Below are 23,130 nucleotides of genomic sequence, written 5' to 3'. Positions count from 1 at the left end.
CCCGCTCCCCTGTTCCCGGCGCGGCGGTTCGCCGTGCAGCATATCGGGTGGGGTTCGCGGGGTCTCCTCGAATGGGATTGTGGCCCAGACGGCTACACGCGAGATCAGGCGAGTTCGACGCGGATCGGATCCCCGGGCCGGACGGTGGCGAGCAGGCGCGGGTCGCCGTCGAAGGCGCCCAGCACATTGCACGCGCTGGCCAGGCGGCATTCGTCGCCGTGCGAGATCGGGGTGGGACCGTAGGGCAGGGCCAGCGAGTCGCCGTCGGTCCAGAAGGCGACCGTGCCCGGATCCACGATCTGCCGCGCGTCCAGCTCGCGGGGGACGCTCACGCCGGTCTCGAAGTAGACCTCCTCACCCCAGGTGCTCGCGCTGGAGGAGATCGGCAGGGCGGCGACCAGCGCGCGCGTGGTCGGGGTGTCCTCGAGGGTGGCGGTCAGCTGGTTGGCGGGCCAGGTGATGCGGATCCGGGTCGGGTTCGTCACGGGTCACATTCAACAAGACACCGCCACCAACTTCAACAGTTTGTTGAAATATATCGAATCAGGCGGTGGCCGCGGCCCGCTCGAACATGCCGGGATCGTGAGCGCAGACCATCAGCAGATCCGGCCCACTGGACTGATACAGATGCGCCAGCCGGGCGTGATTGTCCCGAACCAGGGCACGGTCGTGGGCGAGCATGTTCTCCGCGACGGTGAGCATGGCCGGGACGCGAGAGTGCCCGTCCACCTTGCCCGGATGGAGAAAGGCGTCCCCGCAGTGCATGACCCAGCGGTGACCGGCGTCGACCGCGATCGCCGTGTGGCCGCGGGTATGCCCGGGCATCGGGATCAGCACGATGCCCGGCGCGATGTCGGTCAGCTCCTGCGCGACGAACCCCCGCCAGCGCTCCCCCTCCGCCCGATACTCGACGATCTTCGGATCGTGTTCCCACAGCGCCGGATTGAACCGCATCCGCTCCCGCCGCGTCGGATGGTGCATCGCGGCGTCGGCCTCGTCCGCCGTGAGATGCAGTGTGGCGTGCGGAAAGTCGGCGAGCCCGCCGACATGGTCGGAATCGAGGTGGGTGGCGATCACGTGGCGGACATCCTCGGGATCGAAACCGAGACGGCGGATCTGGTGCACCGCGGTCTCGGCGAGATCCAGGGCCGGGCGGTTGAACCTGCGCTGCGGCCCGATCCGGCCCGCGGGGTCGGCGATATCGCGCAGCCCGAAACCCGCGTCCACCAGCACCAGGCCATCGGCGGTTTCGATCAGGAGCACGTGGCAGACCAGCGTCACGGTGGGCAGTCGCATGGTGCCGCAGTTGAGATGGTGAACCTTCATGGCAGGAAACCACTTTCGACTCGACGGGGGCAGTCGATCCACTCCCCCACCGATAGCTAACCAGGAAAGTTACGCGGAGGGCCGCAACCAATCGTTAAGCGGACCGGAAGGTTTCTCGCGAAAGGTAGCGGCCACAGACGTCGCGTCCACGGGGGATGCGGATACCGGGGAGGGCACAGATGACCGCGTTCACGCTCATTTTCGGTGCGATGTGCGTTCTTCCGTTCGTGTTGCTGATCGTGTTGATTCCGCTCTCGATCGCGCGCGAGCGGGAACGCAAGGCCCGCATCCAAAGCTGGGCCGCGGCCCACGGCTGGATGTTTCACGAGCGTGCGGGCGCGGCCTGGACCAGACAACTCCCCGGAGGCAATCGGCACGGGATCGGCGTGACGGTCACCGGTCCGATGGGCGGCCGCTGGGTGCGGGTGTCCGAGTACTCGTATCGGTCGAGTTCCGGCTCCGGGGAATCCGAAACCACCACCACGCATCACTTCATCGTGGTGACCGTGCAGCTGGACCGGCCGCATCCGCCGCTCGCCGTGCGGAACCGAGGACTGATGTCACAGTTCGGGCGTGCGCTCTTCGGCGACAAGCCCACCGCGACCGACGATGTCCTCTTCGATGCGAAATACCGGATCGACGCGGCCGACCCAGCCCATGCCAAGGCCATGGTGAGCCCGGCGCTGGTGGCCGCGCACATCGCCCGCACGGTGCCGCTGTGGAGCCTGCACGGGAACGAATTGCTCACCTACACAGCGGTTCCGGGGCCATTGCGGGACCCGCTCCAGATTCCGTGGTACGCGGGCCGGTTGTTGCAGGTGGCCGACCTGCTCGGCCAGGTCGTCGCCCGGCCCCGCGACCTGCCGCCGGACTAATCGCCACTGCCGGAATCGGATTCGGCCCCGCCCGGCGCGACGGTGAAACAGTCGCTGCGGCCGCGCGCGTCCAGGTGACCGTCACCCCAGCTGGCGCTGCCGTAGGCATCGACGTCGATGGCATAGGAACCGGCGGGCAGTGCCTCCGGGAGCTGGATCGAGGTGCGGTCCTGCCAGTCGACCAGGCGCAGATAGGTCCGATCCGCCCCGTCCACCAGGAAGATCCGCGCGGACTCGAAGCGCCGGTACGCGTCCGGCGTCCAGCCGACCCGCAGCGACCGGTGGGCCGCGTCGTCGAATTCCACGGTCACACGCAGTGCCTCGATCGCCGGCGGCTCCCCGAGCTCGGTGTGTGACTTCACGGCTGCCTCCTCGACACGCGACCCGCTGTTCTCCAGGCTGGCACGGACGTGCCGGGGAGGCAACGAGAACCCGCCGCCGATCAGCCCTTTCGCACCGTGGCCTCGAGCAGGGCCAGGGCATCGGCGGGAGTGTCGGCGAAGGAGACCAGCTCGGCCAGGGGCAGCGGGAGGAAGCCCTCGGACTCCATGCGCTCGAACTGGGCGAGCAGGCCGTCGTAGAAGCCCTCGGTGTTCAGCAGCACCACCGGTTTGCGGTGCAGGCCGTGCTTTTTCATCTCGAGGATCTCGGTGGCCTCGTCGAGGGTCCCGGTCCCGCCGACCATGATCACCACCGCGTCGGCGAGGCCGATCAATCGGGCCTTCCGCTCGGCCAGGTCGGCGGCGATGATCATCTCGTCGGCGTCCGGCCGCGCCTTGCCCGCCAGGAATTCCACCGACACCCCGACCAGCCGCCCGCCGCTGTCCTGCACCCCGTCGGCGACGACCTTCATCAGCCCGACGTTCGATCCGCCCCACACCAGCGTGTGTCCGCCCTTCCCGATCAACTCCGCGAACTCGCGGGCGGGGCCGGTGTAGCGATCGTCGAGGTCGGCGGCCGACAGAAACACGCAGATGTCCATCAGATCACCCTAGGGGCCGGGCGAAAGCCCGCTCCCACCGGTCGATTCCGGGCAACCGCGTGCCCGACCCGGCGGTCCGGCACTGCGCCAGCAGGTCGTATCCCGCGTGCTGCAGGCGCGCGTGCGCGGGCCAGAGCGGCCGCGTCCAGCCGGGATCGTTGTGGGCGGAGTCGACACCGGCGCGCATGGCCCCGATCAGCTCGAACTGCAGATCCTGCCGCAGCGCCATGGCCGCCGGCGCGTCCACCGGATCGGTGCGCAGGCGGTCCAGCAGCCGCTGCGCGCCGTCCCGGACCCGCCGGTCGACCCAGCCCAGCGTGCGCCGATGCGCGTCCGGCAGCAGGAATCGCAAGGCGAGCAGCGCGATCACCACCCCGATCGCGGTCTCTCCCAGCCGATCCCGCATGACCGCGCCGACCGCCTGCCCGCCCGCGCCCGCGCCGCCCGCGAGCAGCGCCACCGGGGTGAAGAAGATCGCGGCCAGCGAGTAGTTGCGGGTGATGAACAGCTCCACGCCGAACTGCAGCACCGCCAGCACGGCGACCAGCGCGAAACCGCTGGGCCGCAACTGGACCAGCGCCGCGAAGACCCCGAGACCGAGCGCGGTGCCGATCAGCCGGTTCACCGCACGCGCGCTGCCGTGCACCCGGTCGGGTCCGGCCTGCAGGATGATCAACGCGGTCAGGATCGCCCAGTGCGGGCGGGTCGAGCCGATCAGGCCGCCGACCGTGCCCGCGGCCACGCACGCGCACAGCACGCGCACCGAGGTGACCGTCGCGTGCGAGCTCCAGTTCAGCGAACGCCGCAACCGATGGCCGAGCGTGGGGCGGGCCAAGGGGATTCCCTGCGGATCGGCATCCTCGCCCGGTGCCTCGTCGTCCTCCACCGGCGCGGTGGCGGCCAATCGTTCGTGCGCCGCGAGCAATTCGGCCACCAGCGGCGACTCCCCCTCGGGGAGTCCGGCGTCGTGGACGGTCGCCCACGCGTTCCACAGGGCCTCGCCCGCACGATGCCGCCGGGCCGCGCTCGCGGTCCCGCGTTCGTGATCGCCGACGTAACCGTCCACCTCGCGCACGGCCAGGGCGACCGCCAGCCGCTCGGGCTGGTCACGGGCGATCAGCCGACCGGCCATCGACACCACCAGTGCGCCCGCGACTCCCAGTGCCGTCGCGATCAGAATCCCGCCCGCCGCGATCCCGGATCGCGCCGCGACCAACGCGCCCGAGCACGCCACCAGAAAGAACATCACCCCCGGCGGTCCGAGCCGCGCCGCGTCGATGACATACACCCCGGCCACCCCGATGGCCGTCAGCACCACGATCTCGACCGGCCATGCCGCCATCGCCGGCGGCAGATTCGCCCCCACCGCGATCCCGACCCCCACGCAGCCCAGCAGCGCCGCCCCGGCGATCGAAATCACCCGCCACCGAACCCGATACGCCCTCCCCTCGCCGTACATGACGGCGAAGGCCCCGAAGCAGACGAACAATGCCCAACTCGCACGCCCGCACGCGACCAGCAACCCAGCGGGAATGCCAAAGGCCAGGGCGGTGCGCAACCCCGCATCCCAGCGCCAGCCGCCGGGGGCGAGTTTCAGCAACAAGTTCCGGCGGCGGGCAACAGGTGGCGGGCTTTCTCCCAGCGAATCAGGCTCGGCGATCACCTACCCATGAAACACAACGACGATCACCACGGAACGAGCAGCCTCGTGAGGACGTCGTTCACGATCGCGATGACATCACCGATGAAGTGCGGAATCATGCGCCTTTCCTCCTTCTGCGAACGAATGATCATTACTCACTAGTCGGTTCGTTCCCGACCCGACATCAGTGCTGATCCTCTATTCGTTGCCGAAGACTGGACGGATGTCCCGACGATGCCGTCCGCCACGGTCCGGATCACTCGCCACGCGTAGAGCAGCGCGAAGGCGAACACCACCATGTAGACGTTTTCCAGCACGGGCTCGCTGTGCCAGGGCTTGGGCAGGACGAACACGCCGACCGAGGCGTAGTCCGGGGCCCATTGGTAGGTCCAGGCACCGGTCGAGACGAACAGCGACACCGCGGCGACCCACCAGCCCGGCCGGGTCTGCGCACGGTGGATCAGGTGCACGAGCAGGGGAACGAACCACACCCAGTGGTGTCCCCAGGAGAAGGGCGAGACGGCGCAGGCCGTCATCCCGGCCAGCGTGACCGACAGCAGACGCTCGTCGCGCCGGTACAGCAGCACGCTCATCCACAGACCCAGCCCGGCGACCGCGGCCGCGAGCGCCAGCCACAGCCAGACCGGTGACGATCCCCCGCTCAGGTGCGCGAGCACCCCGCGAATCGACTGGTTGGCCGGTTCGGTGTCGGGCGCGATGCGATCGGAGTGGAAGAAGGTCGAAAACCAGTACTGCCGAGAATCACTCGGCGAGACGATCCAGGCCAGCGCGACCGTTCCCGCCAGGGCCGCCGTCGCCGTCGCGGCCGAACGCCATTGGCGCAGCGCCAGATTCTGCACGATGAAGAACGCCGGGACCAGCTTGACCCCGGCCGCCAGCCCGACACCGACGCCGCGCAGTCGCGAGCCGTCCGCGCGCGAGAAGTCCCAGAGCACCAGCAGCATCAGCACCAGATTGATCTGCCCGTAGAACAGCGTGGTCCGCACCGGTTCCAGGAATACGCACGTGATGGCCAGCAGCGCTGCGATACTCGCGAGCCGCGCGCTCAACCGGTAGCCGAGCAGCCGCCAGCACATCAGCACGCAGGCATACAGCACAGCCAGATTCACCAGCAGAAACGCGTCGGTGATCCAGGCCGCGGGCACGGCCAGCCCCGGCATGAACACGATCGCCGAGAACGGGGTGTAGGTGTAGAGCAGCCCGCCGACGGTCTCGTCGAGGTAGAGCGAGTGCCCGTGCAGCAGCCGCCACGCGCCCTCCCGGTAGATGTGCACGTCGAGCCCGCCCGCCAGGATTCCCGCCTTCTTCAGCCAGGGGTCGACCGTGGTGAACACCAAGGTCAACGCCGTGATCGCGCTCAGGGCGAGCGCGAAAAGCGTTGAACCGGAACGCGAGACCTCCATCGAGCGGGATTCGGGCACGGCAGCCGAGCCTAGTGAACGGTCGCTTGGGCGATGATGGCCGATCCCATCCAGCGCCGCAGGTAGCGGCGCAGGGCGGCTTCGTCGCGCGGTGGATTGCCCGGCGAGATGAAGAAGGACTGCATGGTGCGCAGCAGGTATTCGACCAGCTCGGGCAGGGATTCGTCGTCGTAGCCGTAGCTGCGCCAGTCCACGTCGAAGCGTTCGATCATGGTCATGCCGAAGGCCTGGGCCTCCGCGGAGGTGATCCCGGCCGGGTCGGCGTTGGAGTAGTTGGCCGCGAGCAGGATGCCCAGATGGGGTGTGCGGCGCACCTCGGTGAGGGTGAAGACTATGCCTTCGGTCATGGCCTCGACCGGATCGGTGAGCCCGCGCACCTGCGCGGTCAGCCGATCCAGGAACCCGTCCACCGAGGCGATGGCGGAGGCCCGCATGAGCGCGTCGGCGCTGGGGAAGTACCGATAGACCGTCTGCCGGATCACCCCGAGCGATTCGGCCACGTCCGCGATGCTGATCTCCGCGCCGGTCCGCCCGATCAATTCGACTGCCGCGGCGACGATTCGACGACTCGCTTCCTCATCGTTCTCCGGCGGACTGCCGCCCCACCCGCGCCTTCGTGCCACGGCCAGACGGTAACACGCACCACCGTGCGGCCCCGTATGCCAGGCCCACTGAGCAGGGTTTTCAAATCATACACTTGAACGTGCCTGTGTATGTTTGTATGTTCACAGCGGCACCGGAGCCCGGAAGACGAGGTATCGCCCGATATGACCGATTTGATTGTGCGAAAGCTGACTTTCGCGTTCGAGGAACACGATGTGCCGTTCCTGTGGAATCCCGAGAACCCGGCCTTCTCGAGCATGGCCAACGCGGTGTCGTTCCTGGCCATCGGATTCGAGAAGATGATCGTGCAGATGATCACGCAGGCCAAGCCGATGTTCACCGATCCCGCGGTGGCCGAGGAGGCCGACGCCTTCATGCGGCAGGAGGGCCAGCATTCGACCGCCCACCGCCAGCACGTGCGCGGACTGATCCGCAGCTACCCCGGCCTGCAGGAGACCCTCGACGAGGTGGTCACCGAATTCGACAAGCTCACCGCGCAGACCCCGCTGAAGTACCGGCTCGCCTACACCGCGGACCTCGAGGCCACCTTCACCTCGGTGTTCAAGCTCATGCTCGACAACGAGGCGGCGCTGTTCCGGCCCGGCGACGACCGGGTCGCGTCGCTGTTCATCTGGCATTTCGTCGAGGAGGTCGAGCACCGCAGCTCCGCGCTCATCATCTTCGACTCGCTGGTGGGCAGCGATCTCTACCGCATGCGGGTGGCGCCGTCGATCTTCCGGCACGTGCTGCGCATCATGCGGATCGCCTGCGCCGGATTCAACAAGCATGTGCCGCTGGAGGATCGGAAGATCGACGCCATGTCGATGTTCGCGACGTACCGCTACCAGCAGCTGCTCGGCAAGGTGTTCCCGCGCTTCGCGGTGCCCTACGCCGGCCCGGGCCCGCGGGCCTTCGATGACCTGCCGCTGGGCGAGCAGCTCATCGCCCTGCGTGGCATCATTCGCAGCCAGATGCCCAAACACGATCCCGCGCACGAGAACACGCCCGCCCTGGCGGATGTGTGGTTCGAGCGTTACCGGGACGGCTACGACGTCACGCGCTGGTACACCGCCGAGACGACCGGAGCGGAGAAGAACTGATGGCCGACCATTGCGCCACCACCTTCGACCAGCTCGCCCACTCGCTCGGGTTCTCGTGCGACACCGCGGGCGGCCTGGTCGAGGTGAGAAACCCTTTCGCACTGGAGAATTGGACGCTGCCGGTCCTCGAGACGACGGTCATCCTCGGCTCGGTACTGGCCCTGGTGCTGGCCGTGGTCCGCCTGCGCCGCCACGGCGATCCGACCAACCTGGTGCTCTGGTTCGGTGCGACCGCCTACCTGTTCGTCATCGAGCCGCCATTGTATTTCCCTGCCGCGTTCGGCATTTCGGGCCACGTGGACACCATGTTCGCCCACAACGTCTTCACGGTGGACTTCCTGTGGGGCCGCCTGCCCCTCTACATCGTGGCGATCTACCCGTTCATGGCCACGCTCGCCTACGAAATCGTGCGCATGCTGGGCATTTTCGGCCGTTACGGCGCCCTGGCCGGCGCGACCTGCGTCGGTTTCGTCCACCACGCCTTCTACGAGATCTTCGACCACCTCGGCCCCCAGCTGCGCTGGTGGGAATGGACGACCTCGAACCCCCTGAACCAGCCCATGTTCGACTCGGTCCCGCTGCCCAGCGTGGTCGTCTTCGCCGCCCTGTGGCCGATGTCGCTGGCCTACTGCGTCTACCGCTTCGTCGGCCGCCGCGCCGACCGGGGCATCCACATGCCGGGATTCGAATTGACCTGGCGCACCGTCGTCATCGGCCTGCTCGCTTCCCTGGGCACTTTCATCCTCCCGCTCCCGGCGACCGTCCTCGGCATGGCCGGCACTACCGTTCGCGGCGTCGTCTACGCCCTCGAACTGGTCGCCGTGACCGTGGTCGCGATCCCGATCCTGTACCGGCAGTGGACCCGCCTGCGGCGGGAAGCGCCCGAATCCGTCTACACGAACAAGTTCGTCCAGGTCTACAGCGCGGCCTACCTCGTGGTGTTCGCCATCCTGTGGGCCGCCGCCCTGCCGGATTTCCTGGACGCCACCAATGGCCTCACCCGCAACGGCGATCCCGTCGGCAATCTCTGGTACACCCTCGCCTGCTTCGCCGTCGCGATCGCCTGCGTCGCAGCGGTCTGGACCCGGAGGGGCAACTCGGGGCACCGGGGTGGGCTAACTCCTGGCGAGCGCGAGAACGGAGCCGATCAGGCCATCTCCACTGCCTGAATCGGGCAATCGCGGTACGGTGGCCCGGCGCTGAACTGCGCGGTCAGGAGGGAGGACTTGACCATGACAGGAAGTGAGAACGCCGAGAACGAGGGTCGGCCGCCGTCCGTGAGCCCGGATGACGTGACACAGACGCCCGAACCGCCGAGTGGCGGCGCGAGCGAACCGACCTTGGCCCGGCTGATCGCGGAATACGGCCCGATGCCGGAGCCCACGGTGCGCGCCGTGGGTACCCGACTGGCGGAGGCGCTGGCAGCAATCCACGCGCTACGGCAGGTGTTCGGGGATCTGCGGCCGGAAACGGTGCTGGTGTATCCGGAGGGGCCGCGGCTGGGAAACCCCCGGCCGTCCGCACAGCCCGCGACCGGGCCCGCCGACGATGTGTATGCGCTCGCGGCGGTACTGGTTTTCGCCGCCACCGGCCGCCCGCCCCGCGACGGCGGATGGGATGCGCTGCCGTTCGGATTGCGAATGGCGCTGGGCGACTGTCTATCCGACGATGCGAGCCGCAGACCCGGTGCGGCCGATCTCGCCCGGTCGCTCGCCGAGGCCGCGCCGCTCGTGCGGGATCGCGTCCCGCCACCGCCGATCCCCGATTCGGTTACGCAACGGATTCCGCCCGGCCCAACCGTCCCGGTCGCCCCGGGACAGCCTGTGGCACAGCCGGATTCGCGAAGCCGACTACCGTGGATCCTCGCCGCCGCGTGCGCGGTCCTGATCGTGGCGATTCTCGCCACCGTCGGCGTCGTGGTCGCCACTCGCGGTGACTCCGGCAAGGCCGGTGGCGGCGCCGAACCCACGAGCGGAAAGGCCGCTCCGGCGGTCAAGTACACCGCCGCGAGCATCGGCGACGCCTGCGCCCTGCTGGACTGGCCCACCCTGGAGAAGTACATCGGCAAGACCATCAACACTCCCCAGGGCGACAAGCTCGAGATGCCGACGGTCGCCGATTCGCTGGAATGCCTCCCGATGAGCGAGAACGGCTTCGCAATGCTGCACATCGAGGTCTCCGACAAGATGGACATGGTGCACCAGCTGTACGACGGTCACCGGTCGGATGGACTCGGCACCACCGGCTCCGGCGTGACCACCGCCAAGGTGCCCGGCATCGGCGAGGACGCCTATCAGGTCATTCACGAACCGAACAAGGGCAATACCCAGGAGATCGGCTGCACCCTCGGGTTCCTGACATCGAATGTGGTGGCCATCGTCGACGTCAATCTGTCCGAGGACAACGGCACCGGTCGCGACAAGCTGGCCGAGATCTGCCAGACGCAGGCCAAGGTCGTGCTCGGGAGGCTGAAGTGACGGTTCGGCCCCCGGTCTCCTCGCGGAATCGGCTGCCGTGGCTGGTCGCGGCGGTGTGCGCGGTGCTGCTCGTGGCGACCGTGGTGTCCGCGGTGGTGGTGCTCTCCGGCGGCAAGGACGACAGCAGCGCCGCGGGCACGACCACCACCTATCAGCCGGGTGGACCGCTCCGGCCCACGCCGGGCAAATACAAGCCGGGCAAGGTCGCCAATTCCTGTGACGCGCTGGACTTCTCCGCGACCGCGAAGCTCGGCTTCCCCGTCACCGGTACACCCGTCCACCAGGAGACCGACGCGGGCACCACCGGCAGCCTGGAGTGCGTGGCCGATCTCGACAACGGCGCACTGACCGGGCAGGCCAGTTACGAGGCGACCGAGGATCCGGAGATCTTCGAGGAGTCGAAGACCAGCGCCATCCAGACGCCGCCCGCGGATACGACCTCGGGCGCGATCTCCGGCCTCGGCAGCTCCGCGTATTTCACGGTCGAGGACCGAGGCAATGCGACGAGCACCTATCTCACGGCGGTGGTCGAGGCGATCGACGAGAACCTCTCCCTGCGCATCACTTTCAAGGTGACCGGCAGCGGCTTGCACACCACCCGCGAGGAGGTGCGCAAGGCCGCCGAGGACCAGGCGCACACCATGCTGGATCGGCTTCGGTGAGCACCGACCCGCCACGGACCATCGGCGCCTACCGGGTGATCGGCCGGCTGGGCTCCGGCGGTATGGGCGAGGTGCTGCTCGGCGAGTCGCCGGGCGGGAGGCGGGTCGCGCTCAAGGTGGTGCACCGGCATCTGGCCCGGGACAATGTCTTTCGCGCTCGTTTCGCCCGCGAGATCCAGGCGGCACAGGCGGTCGGCGGCTTCTACACGGCCGCGGTCGTCGACGCCGATTGGGAGGCGGCCCAGCCCTGGCTGGCCACCGATTTCATTGCGGGACAGTCGTTGAAGCAGGTGGTGACCGATTTCGGGCCGCTGCCCGAGGCATCGGCCGAGGAACTGGCGGCGGGCATCGTCGAGGCGCTCATCGCCATCCACGCCGCGGGCGTCACCCATCGGGATCTCACGCCGGGCAATGTGCTGTTGACCGAATCCGGGCCGCGCGTCATCGATTTCGGCATTGCCAAGCTCGTCGCCGAGACCCAGTCGGTGACGGCGACCGGCTCGATCATCGGCACGCCCGGCTACATGTCGCCCGAGCATGTGCTCGACGGCGAGATCGGTCCCGCGGGCGACGTCTTCTCCCTCGGCTCGGTCCTCACCTTCGCGGCCACCGGGCACGGTCCATTCGAGGACAAGACCTCCGCGCTGATCATGATGCGGGTGGCGCACGACAAACCCGATCTCAGCGGCCTGCGCGAGGGCAGGCTGTATCGGATCATCACGGCCTGCCTGCACAAGGACCCCGACTCCCGTCCGCGCACCGCGGACCTGCTGACCGCGCTGGCCGACCACCGGCACGACCCGAGCACGAAGGACTGGCTGCCACCACCGATGCTGCGGGCGGTGGCGGCACCGCCCGCGGTCGAGCCGCTGGAACCGGCGCGCGGGGTGAGCCGCCGCAAGGTGGTGGGAGCGGCCGCGGTCGGCGCGGCGGCCGTGCTGGCGGGGTCCTTCGGCGCGGGCACATTGATCATGAAAGGACTTCGCTCCAAAGATCCTGCGGCACACCCGACTCCGGGAAGCACGCTGCGATGGAAGAGCGATATCGGAGCCTTCGTCGGCACCGACTTCGTGCTCGACCCGATCGCGGTGGGCGCGAATTCGATCCATGTCGGAAGCATCGACGGGTCGATGTACACCCTGGACATCGCATCGGGTTCGACGCGATGGAAAGCCCCTATGCAACGGGAGCTTTCGAACGGACCGGTGGTGTCCGGCGGAAAGGTGTTCGCCTCCAACACGAGTGGACTGTTCGCCTTCGACGCGACCACAGGCGCCCAATTGTGGAGCAACGCCGATATCGGCGGCGCGGTCGCGACGGACGGCGCGCTGGTCTTCGGTGCGCTGTCGTCGTTGCACGGCAACGGAATTGCCGCCTTCGATGCCGCCACCGGCGTTCAGCGCTGGAGCGCCCTCGAAGGGGACACGCTCTCCGTCCCGCACCTGTGCGCTGCCGGCGGCGTGGTCACCACCGTGACCGGGGGCGCCCAGCTGTGCGTCCTCGACGCCGCGACCGGCGCCCAGCGCTGGCGGGCCGGCGATGCGAAACTTGATTTCTCCAAGCTGGAGTCACCGGTCATCGCGGGCGGCACCCTGTTCATCGCGGCCGGATCCGCCTTCCGCGCATACGATCTCGCCACCGGTACCGAGAAATGGAAGTTCGACCACTACACCGGCTCGGCGATCGCCGTGCGCGGCGGCACGGTGTTCATGGTGGACTACGAGCGCGCCTACGGCTTCGACGCGGCGGACGGCACCGTGCGCTGGTTGTATCGCGCCGAGCAGCCGCTGACGGCGGCGATCGCGGCGGGCACCGACTCCGTCTATCTCCTCGAGGCCAAGGTCCTGCACGCGCTCGACAGCGGCAGCGGAGAACGACGCTGGAGCTTCGAAGCCCCGGACAAGCTCGGCCGGGTCGCCTACGGCTCGGGAACGGTGTTCCTGTGCTGTGACGACCGAAACGTCTACGCGGTCAACGCATGAACGCGCCGTCACTGCCCCGGCCCATCGAGCCACCGGCCGCCGACGATCCGCGCACCATCGGCCGATATCGGGTGCTGGGCAGGCTCGGGGCGGGCGGCATGGGTGAGGTGTTCCTCGGCCTGTCACCGGGCCGCAGGCTGGTGGCGGTGAAGGTGGTCCACCCGCATCTGGCCCGGAATCCGGAGTTCCGGCGGCGATTCGCGCGTGAGGTGGCGGCGGCGCGGGCCGTGGGCGGATTCCACACGCCCGCCGTGGTGGACGCCGACGTCTCGGGCCCGCTGCCGTGGAGTGCGAGCGAATACATCGCCGCGCCCGCGCTGGATCAGGTGGTCGCGACCTACGGCCCGCTGCCGGTCGATTCGCTGTGGGAGCTGGCCCGCGGTATGGCCGAGGCGCTGCGGGCGATCCATGCGGCGCGGGTGGTGCACCGGGACCTCAAACCCTCGAATGTGCTGGTCGCCGCCGACGGGCCGCGCGTCATCGACTTCGGCATCGCGCAGTCGCTGGGCGAGGACGAGTCGACGCTCACGGTGACCGGCGGTGTGATCGGCACGCCCGGATACATGTCCCCCGAACAAGCCCGCGGCGGGTTCGTGGGACCCGCGGGCGATGTGTTCTCACTGGGCTCGGTGCTCATGTTCGCCGCCTGCGGCCGGGGCCCGTTCGGCAACGGCGATCCCGCCGCGCTGCTCATGCGCGTGGCCCGCGGCGAACCGGATCTGTCCGGACTGCCACCGGGATCGCTCGGTGACCTGGTGGCGCAGTGCCTTTCCGTCGATCCGGCCGCCCGGCCGCACCCGGCCGATCTGCTCGCGGTCCTCAACCGCACGACCCGAACCCGGGCGGACCGGTGGCTGCCCGTCGACGTGACCGAGGGCACCCGGGTCTTCACACGCGAGATCGCCGACCTGACCGTGCGTGCCGAGACAACCCGGCCGGAGCTCGCGCCACGCCGGCGGAACGCGGTGCTGCTCACACTCGCGGTGCTGGCGATCGTCATGCTCGTGGTGGCGGGCGGGCTCACCTACATGGCCGTGCACGGTGCCGAGAAGACCTCGGCCACAGCGTCTTCGGTCGTATCGACGACCTCCACACCCCGACCTGCCCGCATATCGGTCGGCGGCGTTCCGACCTCGGTGGCGCTGTCGGCCGACGGCACCCGCTTGTTCGTCCTCGATCCCGGCGGTGTGCAGGTCGTCGACACCGCGACCAACGCCGTCGTCCGGACCGTCAAACTCGACCTGGCGATGTTCGAGGAGGCCGTCGTCTCCCCCGACGGCAGCCGCATCTACGCACCGTCGATCGCCCGCAAGGTGATCCGTATCCTCGACGGCGCGACGGGCAACGAGATCGGGACCCTCGGTCCGATCGACTCCCCCAAGCGCCCGGACGTGTCTCCCGACGGCCGGCAGGTCTACGTCCCGGACGGCGACAACCTCTCGATCTTCGACGCGAACACGAAATCCCGTGTCGGTGACCGTATTCCGATCGACCATCAGCCGGGTGAGATCCGCCCGCTGCCGGGCTCGGGCAATCTGATCATCGCCGAATACAGCCTGATGAACCAGAAGAAGAACGACATCTCCGTCTACCACCCCGCGACCGGCGCGGTCACGAAAATCGATGTGGGCGTGCGGACCCGGGACCTGGCCGTGTCCGCCGACGGCCGCCGGGCCGCGGTGACGACCTGGACCGCCAACAGCGCCTTCTTCATCGATACCGCGACCGAATCCGTCACCGGCAGTATCGATCTCGGTTCCCGGCTCTCGGGTATCGCGCTGTCCGCCGACGGCTCCCGCGCGTACATCGCCGCCGAGGACACGGCCACCCTCATGGTCGTCGACACCGCCACCGCGAAGGTCGTCGATCGGATCCGCGTCGAACAGGAACCCGCGGGCCTGGCCATGTCCACCGACGGCTGCTTGTACGTGGCCAATTCGCGCTCCGGTTCGGTATCGGTGGTGTCGACCCGCTGACGTGCGGTTCCCAGGACTCGGACCCATGGGCTACTGTTGATCGCATGTTCATCTCATGGAAGGGCGGTTTCCGCCCGGGCTGTTGAGCCCCTTCGCGCCGGTGCGTGCACTGGCTCTCGATGACTCTCTTCCCTACTCCCGGCGCATGCGGGAATTGGCACTGATCTCCCGGCGATTGGCCGGATCTTCCGAGCTCGCCTCCGTGTTGACGCAGCTCAGCACGGTGGGCACGGATGGTCCGCGGCTCGCGCTGCATATGGCGATGGCCGCGCGCGATCTGATTCATATCCAGCGCGTGCTGGCCGGGCCGGACCCGGCGCTGCGCCGTGCGGCGCTGCGCGCGGTGCGGACGCTGCCGGTGTCGGACGCGGCCATCGCGGCGGCGATGATCGACGCACCGACCGACTTGCGCCGGGCCATCTACCGCGCTCTCCGGCACGGCGGCCGCACCGACGCCGCAGACAGTCTGCTGCCGACCGTTCGATCACGCTGGGGCGATCGGGAGGCGGCGGCACTGCTGCCGGCGTGCTCGGGCGCGGTCGTCTCGCGCGCACTGCCCGAACTGCTGCACGAGATCACGGCATGGCGTGCGATCGGCCGGGGGCATCCTCGCGCGGTCCTCGACGCCATCGACGGCGCGTCCGAAGGCGTGAACGGCTACCACTGGTGGAAACGCTGTCAACGGGGATTCGCCGAGGCAGCACGGCTGAAACCCGAACGGGCGCTGGATATTCTGGAAACACATCGGGAGACCCAGTGGTGCGGGAGCCTACCCGCGGCAACATTGCGAGCCCTGATTCGCGAGGACGCCGACCGCACCGCCGATCTGGTGATCGCGAGTGATCACTACACCGCCGATCTCGGCCGGAAGCTGCTGCTGGCACACCGCCCGGCGCTGCCGGTATCCACCATTGTCGAGCTCATCGCGACTGGCGGCTACCGTTCGTGGCGGCCGACGCACGACCTGTCCGTGGTGCCGCCGCGCCTGCGCGAGAGCGTGTTCGACGCGCTCGTAGCCCGCGATCCGTACCTCGGGCGCGATCTCGCCGCGCTCCCGGCGCTGCGCTGGCTCCCACCCGAGCGTGCAGCCGCAGAAGCCCGGAGAATGTTGGAATGGCATGGTTCGGTGTGGCATTCGTCGCGACGGCGGCTCGACGACCCGCTCGTACCGTTGCGGATCAAGGCGCATCTGTCGTTCGGCGAAGCGGCACAATCCCTGCACGCGGCGGCCTACGGCGGTGACGCGCGCACACGCGGGACCGCTCGTGTACTGCTCATCGAATGCGCGGCCCGTTCCGGCGAGCCGGCAGTCGTCCGTACGACGCTCCTCGAGGTCGCGCAGCGCACCCGCCACGAGCAGGATCCGGTTCGGGCGGACATCCTGGAATCACTTGCGCTGCTGCGTGTCCGAGTGCTCGACGACGAGCTCGCGCCCGCACTGACCGCGTTCACCGAGTCCGTGGTCCAGGCTCGCGACGCCTCCGAGCGCAGTATGTTCGCATTGCGCCGACTGATATCTCGGGTAATTCGACACACGGATGCGAATCACGCTCCCGTACTGATGGATTGGGCATTCGGCAGCTACGCCCGATTGATCGGCCGCTTCGGATACCAGGCCCTGCGTCTCGACCAGGACCGCCCGCGCACGAGCACCGGACGGCGCCGCTGGCACACCGAGGAACACCGCGACTTCGATTCCGGGCAGGACCGGCTCGATCGGACACTGCCGCGCGGCATGGACACACGGCTGCTCGCCGCGCTGGAGCCACAATTGCGCGGCGAGCGCGAGCGTCGGACCGCCTCGCTCGCAACAACTTTGGCGAAGTCACTGGGTCGCAGGGCCGAGTATCTGACAGAACTGCAGGCCGATCTCCGCGCCCACGAGGACTTCGAGCTGACGATGCGGCGAGAACACCGCGAGCGGTTCTGGTTCGCCGAGCCGGCACGGCACGATGAGCGGGTGGCGGAACTCCTCGTCGGGGATCCGCGGGTGCGATCGGCCCATGATCTGTGGCGCGTTGTCGCGTGCGAGCGACCCGACCTGCTCGCTGTGACGCTCACGGCCCTGCGCGCGGAGAACGAGGGCTGGTTGCCCGACGTCACCGCGACCATGGCGGCACACTGGACCGATTCGCAGCGGGATCAAGTGCGGGAGGTCGTCGCATCGGTCGCGAACACGCGTGCGCTACCGGTCGATACACGCCTGAAGGCCGTGCGGTCCCTGGGTCTGATCCCCGGTAGTCTGACCGCCCTGGCCGAGCTCGGCCGCCATGACGACATCCCGATTGCGGAGGCGGCCCTGGATGCCGCGGCCCGAATCGGCGGCGAACGAGTCATGACCCTGTTGCTGGATCGCGCCACCGGCCCGACGTCGGCGGCCGCGGTCGCCGCCATGGCGCGCTGCGCCGGTTCGGTACCGCCATCCGAGCTGGGGCAGATGCTCGTGTCGGCCCTCACCGCCCCGGACCGCAAGATCATCGTCCGCAAACAGGCGGCCCGGCTGCTCGAAAGACATCGGGCCGCACCGTTGAATGCCCTTCTGCACCAGTGGAATCAACCCGAACTCCACCGGGACGTGCGCACTGCGATCGCCGTGGCACTCCAGCACTGGCCCGAGGAATCTCGCGCGCTGGACGCGCTGCTCGACGCGGCGATTCCCGGCGCCGGAGACCTGTTCGTCCGCACCCTGTGCCGCACGGGCCCGCTCGACTACGCCCCGAGCGACCGCCCGCGGTACGCGGCACTCGTGCGCCGGCTCCTGACCGCCTCCGAGGACCCGGGCGTCCGCTTCCGCACCACCCGTGCCTTCTCGTATTGGGCCCCCTGGTACGACGGCGGATTCACGGACCTGATCGCGGCCGTGGGCGATCCCTCCGATCCCCGCGGCGCGGACGAGTTGCCGGTCCTGTTGGCACTGCTGGATTCCGGCGCGATCGCCGAGGAGATCTTGCCGCCGCTCGAGCAGCTGGTCGCCGCGCCCCGAGACGAGCAGGCCCGAGATCGTGTGCGGGCGATCATCGGACGGATCTCCAGGCGGATCGAGAACCCTCGCCGTTCCCCGTCGGACGCGGAACTCGCACTGGCGAGAGCGGCTCGGCGCCGACTCGTCACCCAGCCCCTGTTCCTCGAGCAGGCGACCAGCCTCGCCGTCAATCTGCTACCACGACCGCGGGATGTTTTGTCCGCGCGGCGGCTGGCCACCGAACTGGTCGCACTGGCAGCCCTCCTCCGGGATCGCCCGGTCTATGTCGGCAGCCTCGCTCAGCGCGAACTCCTGTGGCATTTCACGCGACGCGGCCGACCCGCCGCCGATTCCGACCTGCTCCCCGCTGCCACGGCCCTCACCGAACAGCGCTCGCTCTCAGCGCAATTGATGGCCCTGTCCCTGATCGAGAACTACGCTCCCACCGCCGATTGGTCGCCGCCTTGGCGTGACCTGCTCACCCGCCTGCGCGCCTCGGAGCACGTAGAGATCGAGCAACGCGCCTGGGACCTGTCCCCTCGCACGTGAGATCCTTTATGCCACACGCTGTTCGGAGCTGACGGTCGATCCGACGAACGCCTGGATGGTCTCCAGCATGCGATAACGGCGGCCGTCGAATTCGACCAGGGACTTGTCGACGAGCCGACTGAGCGGTCCGGCCGCGTCGCCGCCGCCGACGTCCTCGAGGGCTTCCAGGGTGGCGCCCTCGGGGAACAGCCAGAGTCGTTGCGCCATGCGGCGTTCCGGGTCGCCGAGGGACTCCCAGCTCCATTCGATCGCGGTGTAGAGGGAGCGGTGGCGGGCCGCGGCGGCGCGATTGCCCGACAGCAGGCGGAATCGGTCGTCGAGGCGGGCCAGGATCTGGGCGGGGGTCAGGGTGTGGATGCGGGCCGCGGCCAGCTCCAGGGCCAGCGGAATGCCGTCCAGGCGACGGCAGATGGCGGCGATGGTCTCGCAGTTGTCGCCGGTCACGGTGAAACCCGAGCGGACCGCCCGCGCCCGGTCCAGGAAGAGATGCACCGCGGGCGATCCGAGCGCCTCGGCGGGCGCGGAGCCCAGCGCGGGCGCGGCCAGCGGCGCCACCGGGAACAGCGTCTCGCCGTGGATGCCGAGCGGCTCGCGGCTGGTGGCGAGGACCGTCAGATTCGGGCAGCGATGCAGTAGCTCGGCGACGAGTCCGGCGGTGTCCAGGACGTGTTCGCAGTTGTCGAGGATGAGCAGCAACTCCTTGTGGCCGACCACCGCCGGACGGTGAATCGGGCAGACGTGGGCCGATTCCGGGTCCGCGTGCATGCCGAGCTCGGCCAGAATGACCTCGCCGGCGGTGCGCGCGTCCGCGATCGCGGCCAGTTCGATCAGCCGGCAGCCGTCACGCCACCGGGCGGCCAGCCGGGTGGCGGCCTCGAGGGCGAGGCTGGTCTTGCCGACGCCGCCGGGGCCGGTGAGGGTCAGCAGTCGCGTCGCGCCCAGCGTCGCGCCGAGACGCTCGAGCTCCGGTTCCCGGCCGATCAGGCTGGTGAGCCGAACCGGCAGCGCGGGCGTGAACTCGGCTGCGCCGCTGTCGATCCGGTCCATCGCGGCCACCAGTTCCGGCGACGGCGGCACGCCCAGTTCGTCACGCAACAGTGCGCGGGTGGCGTCGAAAACCTCCCGGGCCCGGGTCGTCTGGCCGGTGGCGACGAGTACCTGGATCAGCTTCACCGCCAGGGACTCCCGCAACGGCTCGTCGCGCAGCTCGCGAGCGAGCGACTCGACCAGATCGCGTCCGCGGCCCAGCGACAGGTACACCTCCGCGCGGGCTTCCACCACATCCAGTCGCAGCTGGTTCAAACGATCCGCATGCCAGTACAGGTCGGGATTCTCGGGAAGGTCGGCGAACGCCTCACCCCGCCACAGCTCCAGCGCGGCAGCGAGCAGCTCGGCCGCGCGTTCGGCGGCTCGGGCCTCGAATTGCGCCATCCCGTCCTCGGCCAGTCGCACGAATCGATGAATGTCGATGTCGTCGGCGTCGATTCGCAGCCGGTAGCCACCCGCGGCCGACTCCACGGCCGTATCCGGCGGCAGCAGTGCGCGGACCCGCTTCACCAGGGTCTGCAGCGCATTGGCCGGATCGGCGGGCAGGACGTCACCCCAGATGCCGCAGATCAGCGCGTCACAGCTGATCACCCGGCCCGGCTGCACGGCGAGCAGCGCCAACAGCATCCGCACCCGCGGGCCGCCCACCCGCCGCACCCCGCCATCCGCCGAAATCGCCACGCCCCCAAGGAGTCTTATCTGTCCCACACGTTCCTCGCTCGACGTCAACCCACTCGATTCGATTCTCCGTGCAGTCAGTCTCACGGCAGGCCGGTCCGGCGGGGAGGGCGAAATGTGCCATCGACAATGCAAAAACGTGCCAACCCGGTCCGGAACGCGTCAACGGTCCCAGCGTTTCACGGCTCGGCGGGCGGAGCGGTGGTCCTTGTATCCGAGCAGCACCGCCTGGCCCGAGCGGCCCAGCGAGGCATCGGCCGTCTCGTAGCGAGCCCGCCGCACCCGCTCGAGTTCGGTCCGCCAGGTGGTGCCGTGCTCACTGAGCCGGCGTTGCAGGGAGCGGCGGCTCAGGTACATGCGGGCGGCCACCGCGTCGATGCCGGCCGAATTCTCGTCCAGCGCGGTCGAAATGATTCCGGCCAGATGATCGAGCCAGGTGCTCGCGTGCGGCGGGGCCACGGGCTGGGTCCGGGCCGCGTGCTGATGCAGGATCTCGGCCAGTCGCGCGTCCGCGGTGCGCAGCGGGCGGGCCAGATCGGCGACGCTGACGGTGATGCTGTCCGAAGGTGCGCCGAAATCGATCTCGGTCGTGCCGAACAGCTCGACCAGCTGGTCGTGGTTGCGTGGAGCCTGCTGCTCGAACGCGATTCGCACCGGATTCACCGGCCCGTCCATGATCAGGCGGCTGCGCGTGAAGATCGCGGCCAGGCCCCACTGCGCCGCCAGCTCCCGGCCCCGGCCTTCGCCGTTGATCATGGAGATCTCGAACGTGACCTCCTGCTCGGTTTCCAGTCCCGGCGCCATGCGGAAGTTGGTGGTGATCGCGCCCAGGTAGGTGCCGCAGGCTTCCAGGCCCGCGCCGAGGGTCGGCGCCGTGCTGAAAAGGTAGTCGTACAAACCGACTTGCCCCAGGACGTAGCGCTTGGCGATCTCGATGGCCGCGTTCGGATCGCCGAGACCGTGCTCGACGACCTCCCAGGTGCGCAGGTATCCGGTGCTGGGCACCCGGTACTCCTCCGCTCCGCTCAACGACCAGCTGGGCAAGCCGGTCGCGGCCGCCAGCTGCCGCGGCTTCAGCCCGGCGCCCACCGCGTGGCGCAGGACGGACTGGGGCAACAACACATTGTCGGTCGCTTCGAGCACATCTCCAGCTTGTGATTCCGCAAGAGCCGGAACAAGACCGAACGATGACACGAGCGTTTAATCCGGCTCAACGAACGAGTGGCGGCCGAAATAGTCCGGGATCGGGGTGTCGACGGCGGCGGCGACGAAGGATCGAATGACCTCGCCGTCGCGAGCGGTCAGCCAGGTCGGCACCCACCCCATCGGCTCGGCGTCGAGGATGGGGATATAGCGGACGTCCGGTCGCGCGTGGAAGTGCATGATCTGCGCGCCGAAGACATAGGCGCCGCGGTCCGCGCCGATCAGCGCCAGGGCCTCGGCGACGGTGTCGAAGCTCGCTCCCGCGCCCCGTTCGAGCCGGTCCGCGCGCCAGCCGCGGGGAAAGTCGCCGGTCGAATTGATCGACAGCAGCTCGATATCGGCGAGATCGCTCATGGACACGCTCCGCCGCCGCGCGAACGGGTGGGCGGCGGACACCGCCAGCACCCGCTGTTCGGTGAAGAACTCCGGGCCGGTGGTCATGTCGGGTTCGTCGTGCGGGGTGACCACGATCAGGACGTCGACATCCCGCTCCCGCACGGCGCGCAGGCAGTGGGTCGGAGCCACCTGCTTGGCTTCCGCGCGCCAACCCGGATTCCGCTGCTCGAACAGCACGGCCGCCTCCACGGCGAGCAGCCCCGCGGCGGAACTGACGAACCCGACCCGCAGCACCCCGCACGCCCCCTGCGCGAACGACCGGGCCTCCTCGAAGCCCGCCACGATCTCGTCGTAGGCCGGGCGCAACCGCCGATACAGCCGCTCCCCCAGCGGCGTGAGCTGCACCTTGCGGCTGGTCCGCTCGAAAAGCGGTGCGCCGATATTGCGTTCGAGCTTGCGGATCGTCTGGCTGATCCGCCCGGTCGTCAGATGCAGGCGTTGTGCCGTGCGCCCGAAATGCCGCTCCTCCGCGAGGATCAGAAATGCCTCGATCCCGAGACGGTCGACCATGGACGCCAATCGTTGAGCCGGATTAAACGCCGCCCAGCATATTTGCCGCCCACATGATCCCGCCACCTCACCGCACAGGTTCTCCCGGGAGCGCCCGCCGTGCCCTGTCATCAATTCCGTATCGTCGCGCCCTTCCGGGTCAGCGGGCGTGCCAGGGATTGCGGTAGCCCTCCGGGACCATACCGTCGAACATGCCACGGACCTGGGGGGACAGACGCAGGAGTTCTACGAAGGAACCGAGGGGGCCGCCGGAGTAATAGACGGACTCCATCCCGACCTCGGCGAACACACCGTGCTGGAGGATTTCGACACCGCTCGCCCGCAATTCGGCCACGGCGGCGTCGAAATCATCCGGCACCCAGGCGATGTGGTGCAGCCCCGGCCCGCCCTGCGCGAGCGCCTCGGTGTAGAGGCTCTCCCCCGTAACGGGTGTGATCAGCTCCACCTGCTGCCCGCCCGCGTACCCCATCGAGGAGTCGATGGTGAAATCCGCGGGCGCACCGCGAAACCGGCAGGTCTCCGGTGCGAAGTGAATCCCCGGAATCCGAACCCAGTTCTCCACCCCGTACCGCGCGCCGAATTCCTTCTCCGCCGCCTCGAGATCGGTGACGACCCACGCCACCTGAAAGACCGGCCCCGATGCGATGCCCATCCGAATGCTCCTCACAGTCGCTCGCCGGCGAGCCCGCGCGCCGACTCCGCGAGCCTGCCCGAGGCG

19 protein-coding genes are annotated in these 23,130 nt (G+C 68.9%); 8 read left to right on the top strand and 11 right to left on the bottom strand.

Annotated elements, in window-relative coordinates:
* Nucleotides 1–104: 104 nt before the first annotated feature.
* Nucleotides 105–485, bottom strand: coding sequence for a cyclophilin-like fold protein (locus GPX89_RS29975; RefSeq protein ID WP_198347656.1), 381 nt, complete (start codon nucleotides 483–485; stop codon nucleotides 105–107).
* A 58-nt stretch (nucleotides 486–543) separates the two neighbouring features.
* Nucleotides 544–1,326 carry an MBL fold metallo-hydrolase gene (locus GPX89_RS29970; protein WP_157391025.1) on the bottom strand — a complete coding sequence of 261 codons (783 nt, stop codon included), beginning with the start codon at nucleotides 1,324–1,326 and terminating at the stop codon, nucleotides 544–546.
* Nucleotides 1,327–1,505: 179 nt separating this feature from the next.
* On the opposite strand from GPX89_RS29970, the gene GPX89_RS29965 reads away from it, so the two are divergent.
* On the top strand, nucleotides 1,506–2,201 hold the full coding sequence (locus GPX89_RS29965) for a hypothetical protein (protein WP_157391024.1): 696 nt from the start codon (nucleotides 1,506–1,508) through the stop codon (nucleotides 2,199–2,201).
* Here GPX89_RS29965 and GPX89_RS29960 read toward each other — a convergent pair.
* From GPX89_RS29960 to GPX89_RS29940, 5 genes are all read right to left on the bottom strand, one after another.
* A complete protein-coding gene (locus GPX89_RS29960) occupies nucleotides 2,198–2,563 on the bottom strand; it encodes a hypothetical protein (RefSeq protein WP_157391023.1) in 366 nt (121 codons plus the stop codon). The two genes, GPX89_RS29965 and GPX89_RS29960, sit on opposite strands and share 4 nt — an antisense overlap.
* 80 nt (nucleotides 2,564–2,643) lie before the next feature.
* Nucleotides 2,644–3,183: an LOG family protein gene (locus GPX89_RS29955; protein WP_157391022.1), complete on the bottom strand. Its 540-nt coding sequence runs from the start codon at nucleotides 3,181–3,183 to the stop codon at nucleotides 2,644–2,646.
* A gap of 4 nt (nucleotides 3,184–3,187) precedes the next feature.
* The gene (locus GPX89_RS29950) at nucleotides 3,188–4,846 is read right to left on the bottom strand and encodes an FUSC family protein (protein WP_157391021.1); all 1,659 of its coding nucleotides are present in this window, start codon (nucleotides 4,844–4,846) and stop codon (nucleotides 3,188–3,190) included.
* 137 nt (nucleotides 4,847–4,983) lie between these two features.
* Nucleotides 4,984–6,267 carry a glycosyltransferase 87 family protein gene (locus tag GPX89_RS29945; RefSeq protein WP_328602449.1) on the bottom strand — a complete coding sequence of 428 codons (1,284 nt, stop codon included), beginning with the start codon at nucleotides 6,265–6,267 and terminating at the stop codon, nucleotides 4,984–4,986.
* A gap of 11 nt (nucleotides 6,268–6,278) precedes the next feature.
* Nucleotides 6,279–6,890: a TetR/AcrR family transcriptional regulator gene (locus GPX89_RS29940; protein WP_328602448.1), complete on the bottom strand. Its 612-nt coding sequence runs from the start codon at nucleotides 6,888–6,890 to the stop codon at nucleotides 6,279–6,281.
* Between the two features lie 144 nt (nucleotides 6,891–7,034).
* Here GPX89_RS29940 and GPX89_RS29935 point away from each other — a divergent pair, with 144 nt between their 5' ends.
* The 7 genes from GPX89_RS29935 to GPX89_RS29905 all read left to right on the top strand — a co-directional run bounded on the left by GPX89_RS29935 (nucleotide 7,035) and on the right by GPX89_RS29905 (nucleotide 18,578).
* On the top strand, nucleotides 7,035–7,970 hold the full coding sequence (locus GPX89_RS29935; RefSeq protein ID WP_157391020.1) for a metal-dependent hydrolase: 936 nt from the start codon (nucleotides 7,035–7,037) through the stop codon (nucleotides 7,968–7,970).
* A complete protein-coding gene (locus tag GPX89_RS29930; RefSeq protein ID WP_157391019.1) occupies nucleotides 7,970–9,139 on the top strand; it encodes a hypothetical protein in 1,170 nt (389 codons plus the stop codon). The genes GPX89_RS29935 and GPX89_RS29930 overlap by 1 nt, the downstream gene beginning before the upstream one ends.
* 63 nt (nucleotides 9,140–9,202) lie before the next feature.
* Nucleotides 9,203–10,447: a serine/threonine-protein kinase gene (locus GPX89_RS29925; RefSeq protein ID WP_157391018.1), complete on the top strand. Its 1,245-nt coding sequence runs from the start codon at nucleotides 9,203–9,205 to the stop codon at nucleotides 10,445–10,447.
* A complete protein-coding gene (locus GPX89_RS29920) occupies nucleotides 10,444–11,109 on the top strand; it encodes a hypothetical protein (RefSeq protein ID WP_157391017.1) in 666 nt (221 codons plus the stop codon). Before GPX89_RS29925 ends, GPX89_RS29920 begins: the two co-directional genes overlap by 4 nt.
* A complete protein-coding gene (locus GPX89_RS46010; RefSeq protein ID WP_157391016.1) occupies nucleotides 11,106–13,091 on the top strand; it encodes a protein kinase domain-containing protein in 1,986 nt (661 codons plus the stop codon). Before GPX89_RS29920 ends, GPX89_RS46010 begins: the two co-directional genes overlap by 4 nt.
* On the top strand, nucleotides 13,088–15,067 hold the full coding sequence (locus tag GPX89_RS43985; RefSeq protein ID WP_198347655.1) for a serine/threonine-protein kinase: 1,980 nt from the start codon (nucleotides 13,088–13,090) through the stop codon (nucleotides 15,065–15,067). Before GPX89_RS46010 ends, GPX89_RS43985 begins: the two co-directional genes overlap by 4 nt.
* 145 nt (nucleotides 15,068–15,212) lie before the next feature.
* Nucleotides 15,213–18,578 carry a hypothetical protein gene (locus GPX89_RS29905; protein WP_157391015.1) on the top strand — a complete coding sequence of 1,122 codons (3,366 nt, stop codon included), beginning with the start codon at nucleotides 15,213–15,215 and terminating at the stop codon, nucleotides 18,576–18,578.
* Between the two features lie 6 nt (nucleotides 18,579–18,584).
* Here the strand turns inward: GPX89_RS29905 and GPX89_RS29900 are convergent, their stop codons facing one another.
* The 4 genes from GPX89_RS29900 to GPX89_RS29885 form a co-directional block, all read right to left on the bottom strand.
* Nucleotides 18,585–20,306, bottom strand: coding sequence for an AfsR/SARP family transcriptional regulator (locus GPX89_RS29900; RefSeq protein ID WP_157391014.1), 1,722 nt, complete (start codon nucleotides 20,304–20,306; stop codon nucleotides 18,585–18,587).
* A 159-nt stretch (nucleotides 20,307–20,465) separates the two neighbouring features.
* On the bottom strand, nucleotides 20,466–21,446 hold the full coding sequence (locus GPX89_RS29895; RefSeq protein ID WP_157391013.1) for an AraC family transcriptional regulator ligand-binding domain-containing protein: 981 nt from the start codon (nucleotides 21,444–21,446) through the stop codon (nucleotides 20,466–20,468).
* A gap of 57 nt (nucleotides 21,447–21,503) precedes the next feature.
* On the bottom strand, nucleotides 21,504–22,412 hold the full coding sequence (locus tag GPX89_RS29890; RefSeq protein ID WP_198347654.1) for a LysR family transcriptional regulator: 909 nt from the start codon (nucleotides 22,410–22,412) through the stop codon (nucleotides 21,504–21,506).
* Between the two features lie 139 nt (nucleotides 22,413–22,551).
* On the bottom strand, nucleotides 22,552–23,064 hold the full coding sequence (locus GPX89_RS29885) for a VOC family protein (protein WP_157391011.1): 513 nt from the start codon (nucleotides 23,062–23,064) through the stop codon (nucleotides 22,552–22,554).
* Nucleotides 23,065–23,130: the final 66 nt, after the last annotated feature.

The sequence above is a fragment of the Nocardia terrae genome, assembly GCF_009760405.1.
GTDB classification, from domain to species: domain Bacteria; phylum Actinomycetota; class Actinomycetes; order Mycobacteriales; family Mycobacteriaceae; genus Nocardia; species Nocardia terrae.
Note: the sequence above shows the minus strand (reverse complement) of the source record. Positions and strands in the feature narration are given on the sequence as shown.

Bases quoted from the DNA above. Each gene is read 5' to 3' on its own strand.
- GPX89_RS29935 (WP_157391020.1), top strand. From the start codon at position 7,035: ATGACCGATTTGATTGTGCGAAAGCTGACTTTCGCGTTCGAGGAACAC.
- GPX89_RS29885 (WP_157391011.1), bottom strand. From the start codon at position 23,064: ATGGGCATCGCATCGGGGCCGGTCTTTCAGGTGGCGTGGGTCGTCACC.
- GPX89_RS43985 (WP_198347655.1), top strand. From the start codon at position 13,088: ATGAACGCGCCGTCACTGCCCCGGCCCATCGAGCCACCGGCCGCCGAC.
- GPX89_RS29905 (WP_157391015.1), top strand. From the start codon at position 15,213: ATGCGGGAATTGGCACTGATCTCCCGGCGATTGGCCGGATCTTCCGAG.
- GPX89_RS29955 (WP_157391022.1), bottom strand. From the start codon at position 3,183: ATGGACATCTGCGTGTTTCTGTCGGCCGCCGACCTCGACGATCGCTAC.
- GPX89_RS29925 (WP_157391018.1), top strand. From the start codon at position 9,203: ATGACAGGAAGTGAGAACGCCGAGAACGAGGGTCGGCCGCCGTCCGTG.
- GPX89_RS29965 (WP_157391024.1), top strand. From the start codon at position 1,506: ATGACCGCGTTCACGCTCATTTTCGGTGCGATGTGCGTTCTTCCGTTC.
- GPX89_RS29930 (WP_157391019.1), top strand. From the start codon at position 7,970: ATGGCCGACCATTGCGCCACCACCTTCGACCAGCTCGCCCACTCGCTC.
- GPX89_RS29890 (WP_198347654.1), bottom strand. From the start codon at position 22,412: ATGGTCGACCGTCTCGGGATCGAGGCATTTCTGATCCTCGCGGAGGAG.
- GPX89_RS29970 (WP_157391025.1), bottom strand. From the start codon at position 1,326: ATGAAGGTTCACCATCTCAACTGCGGCACCATGCGACTGCCCACCGTG.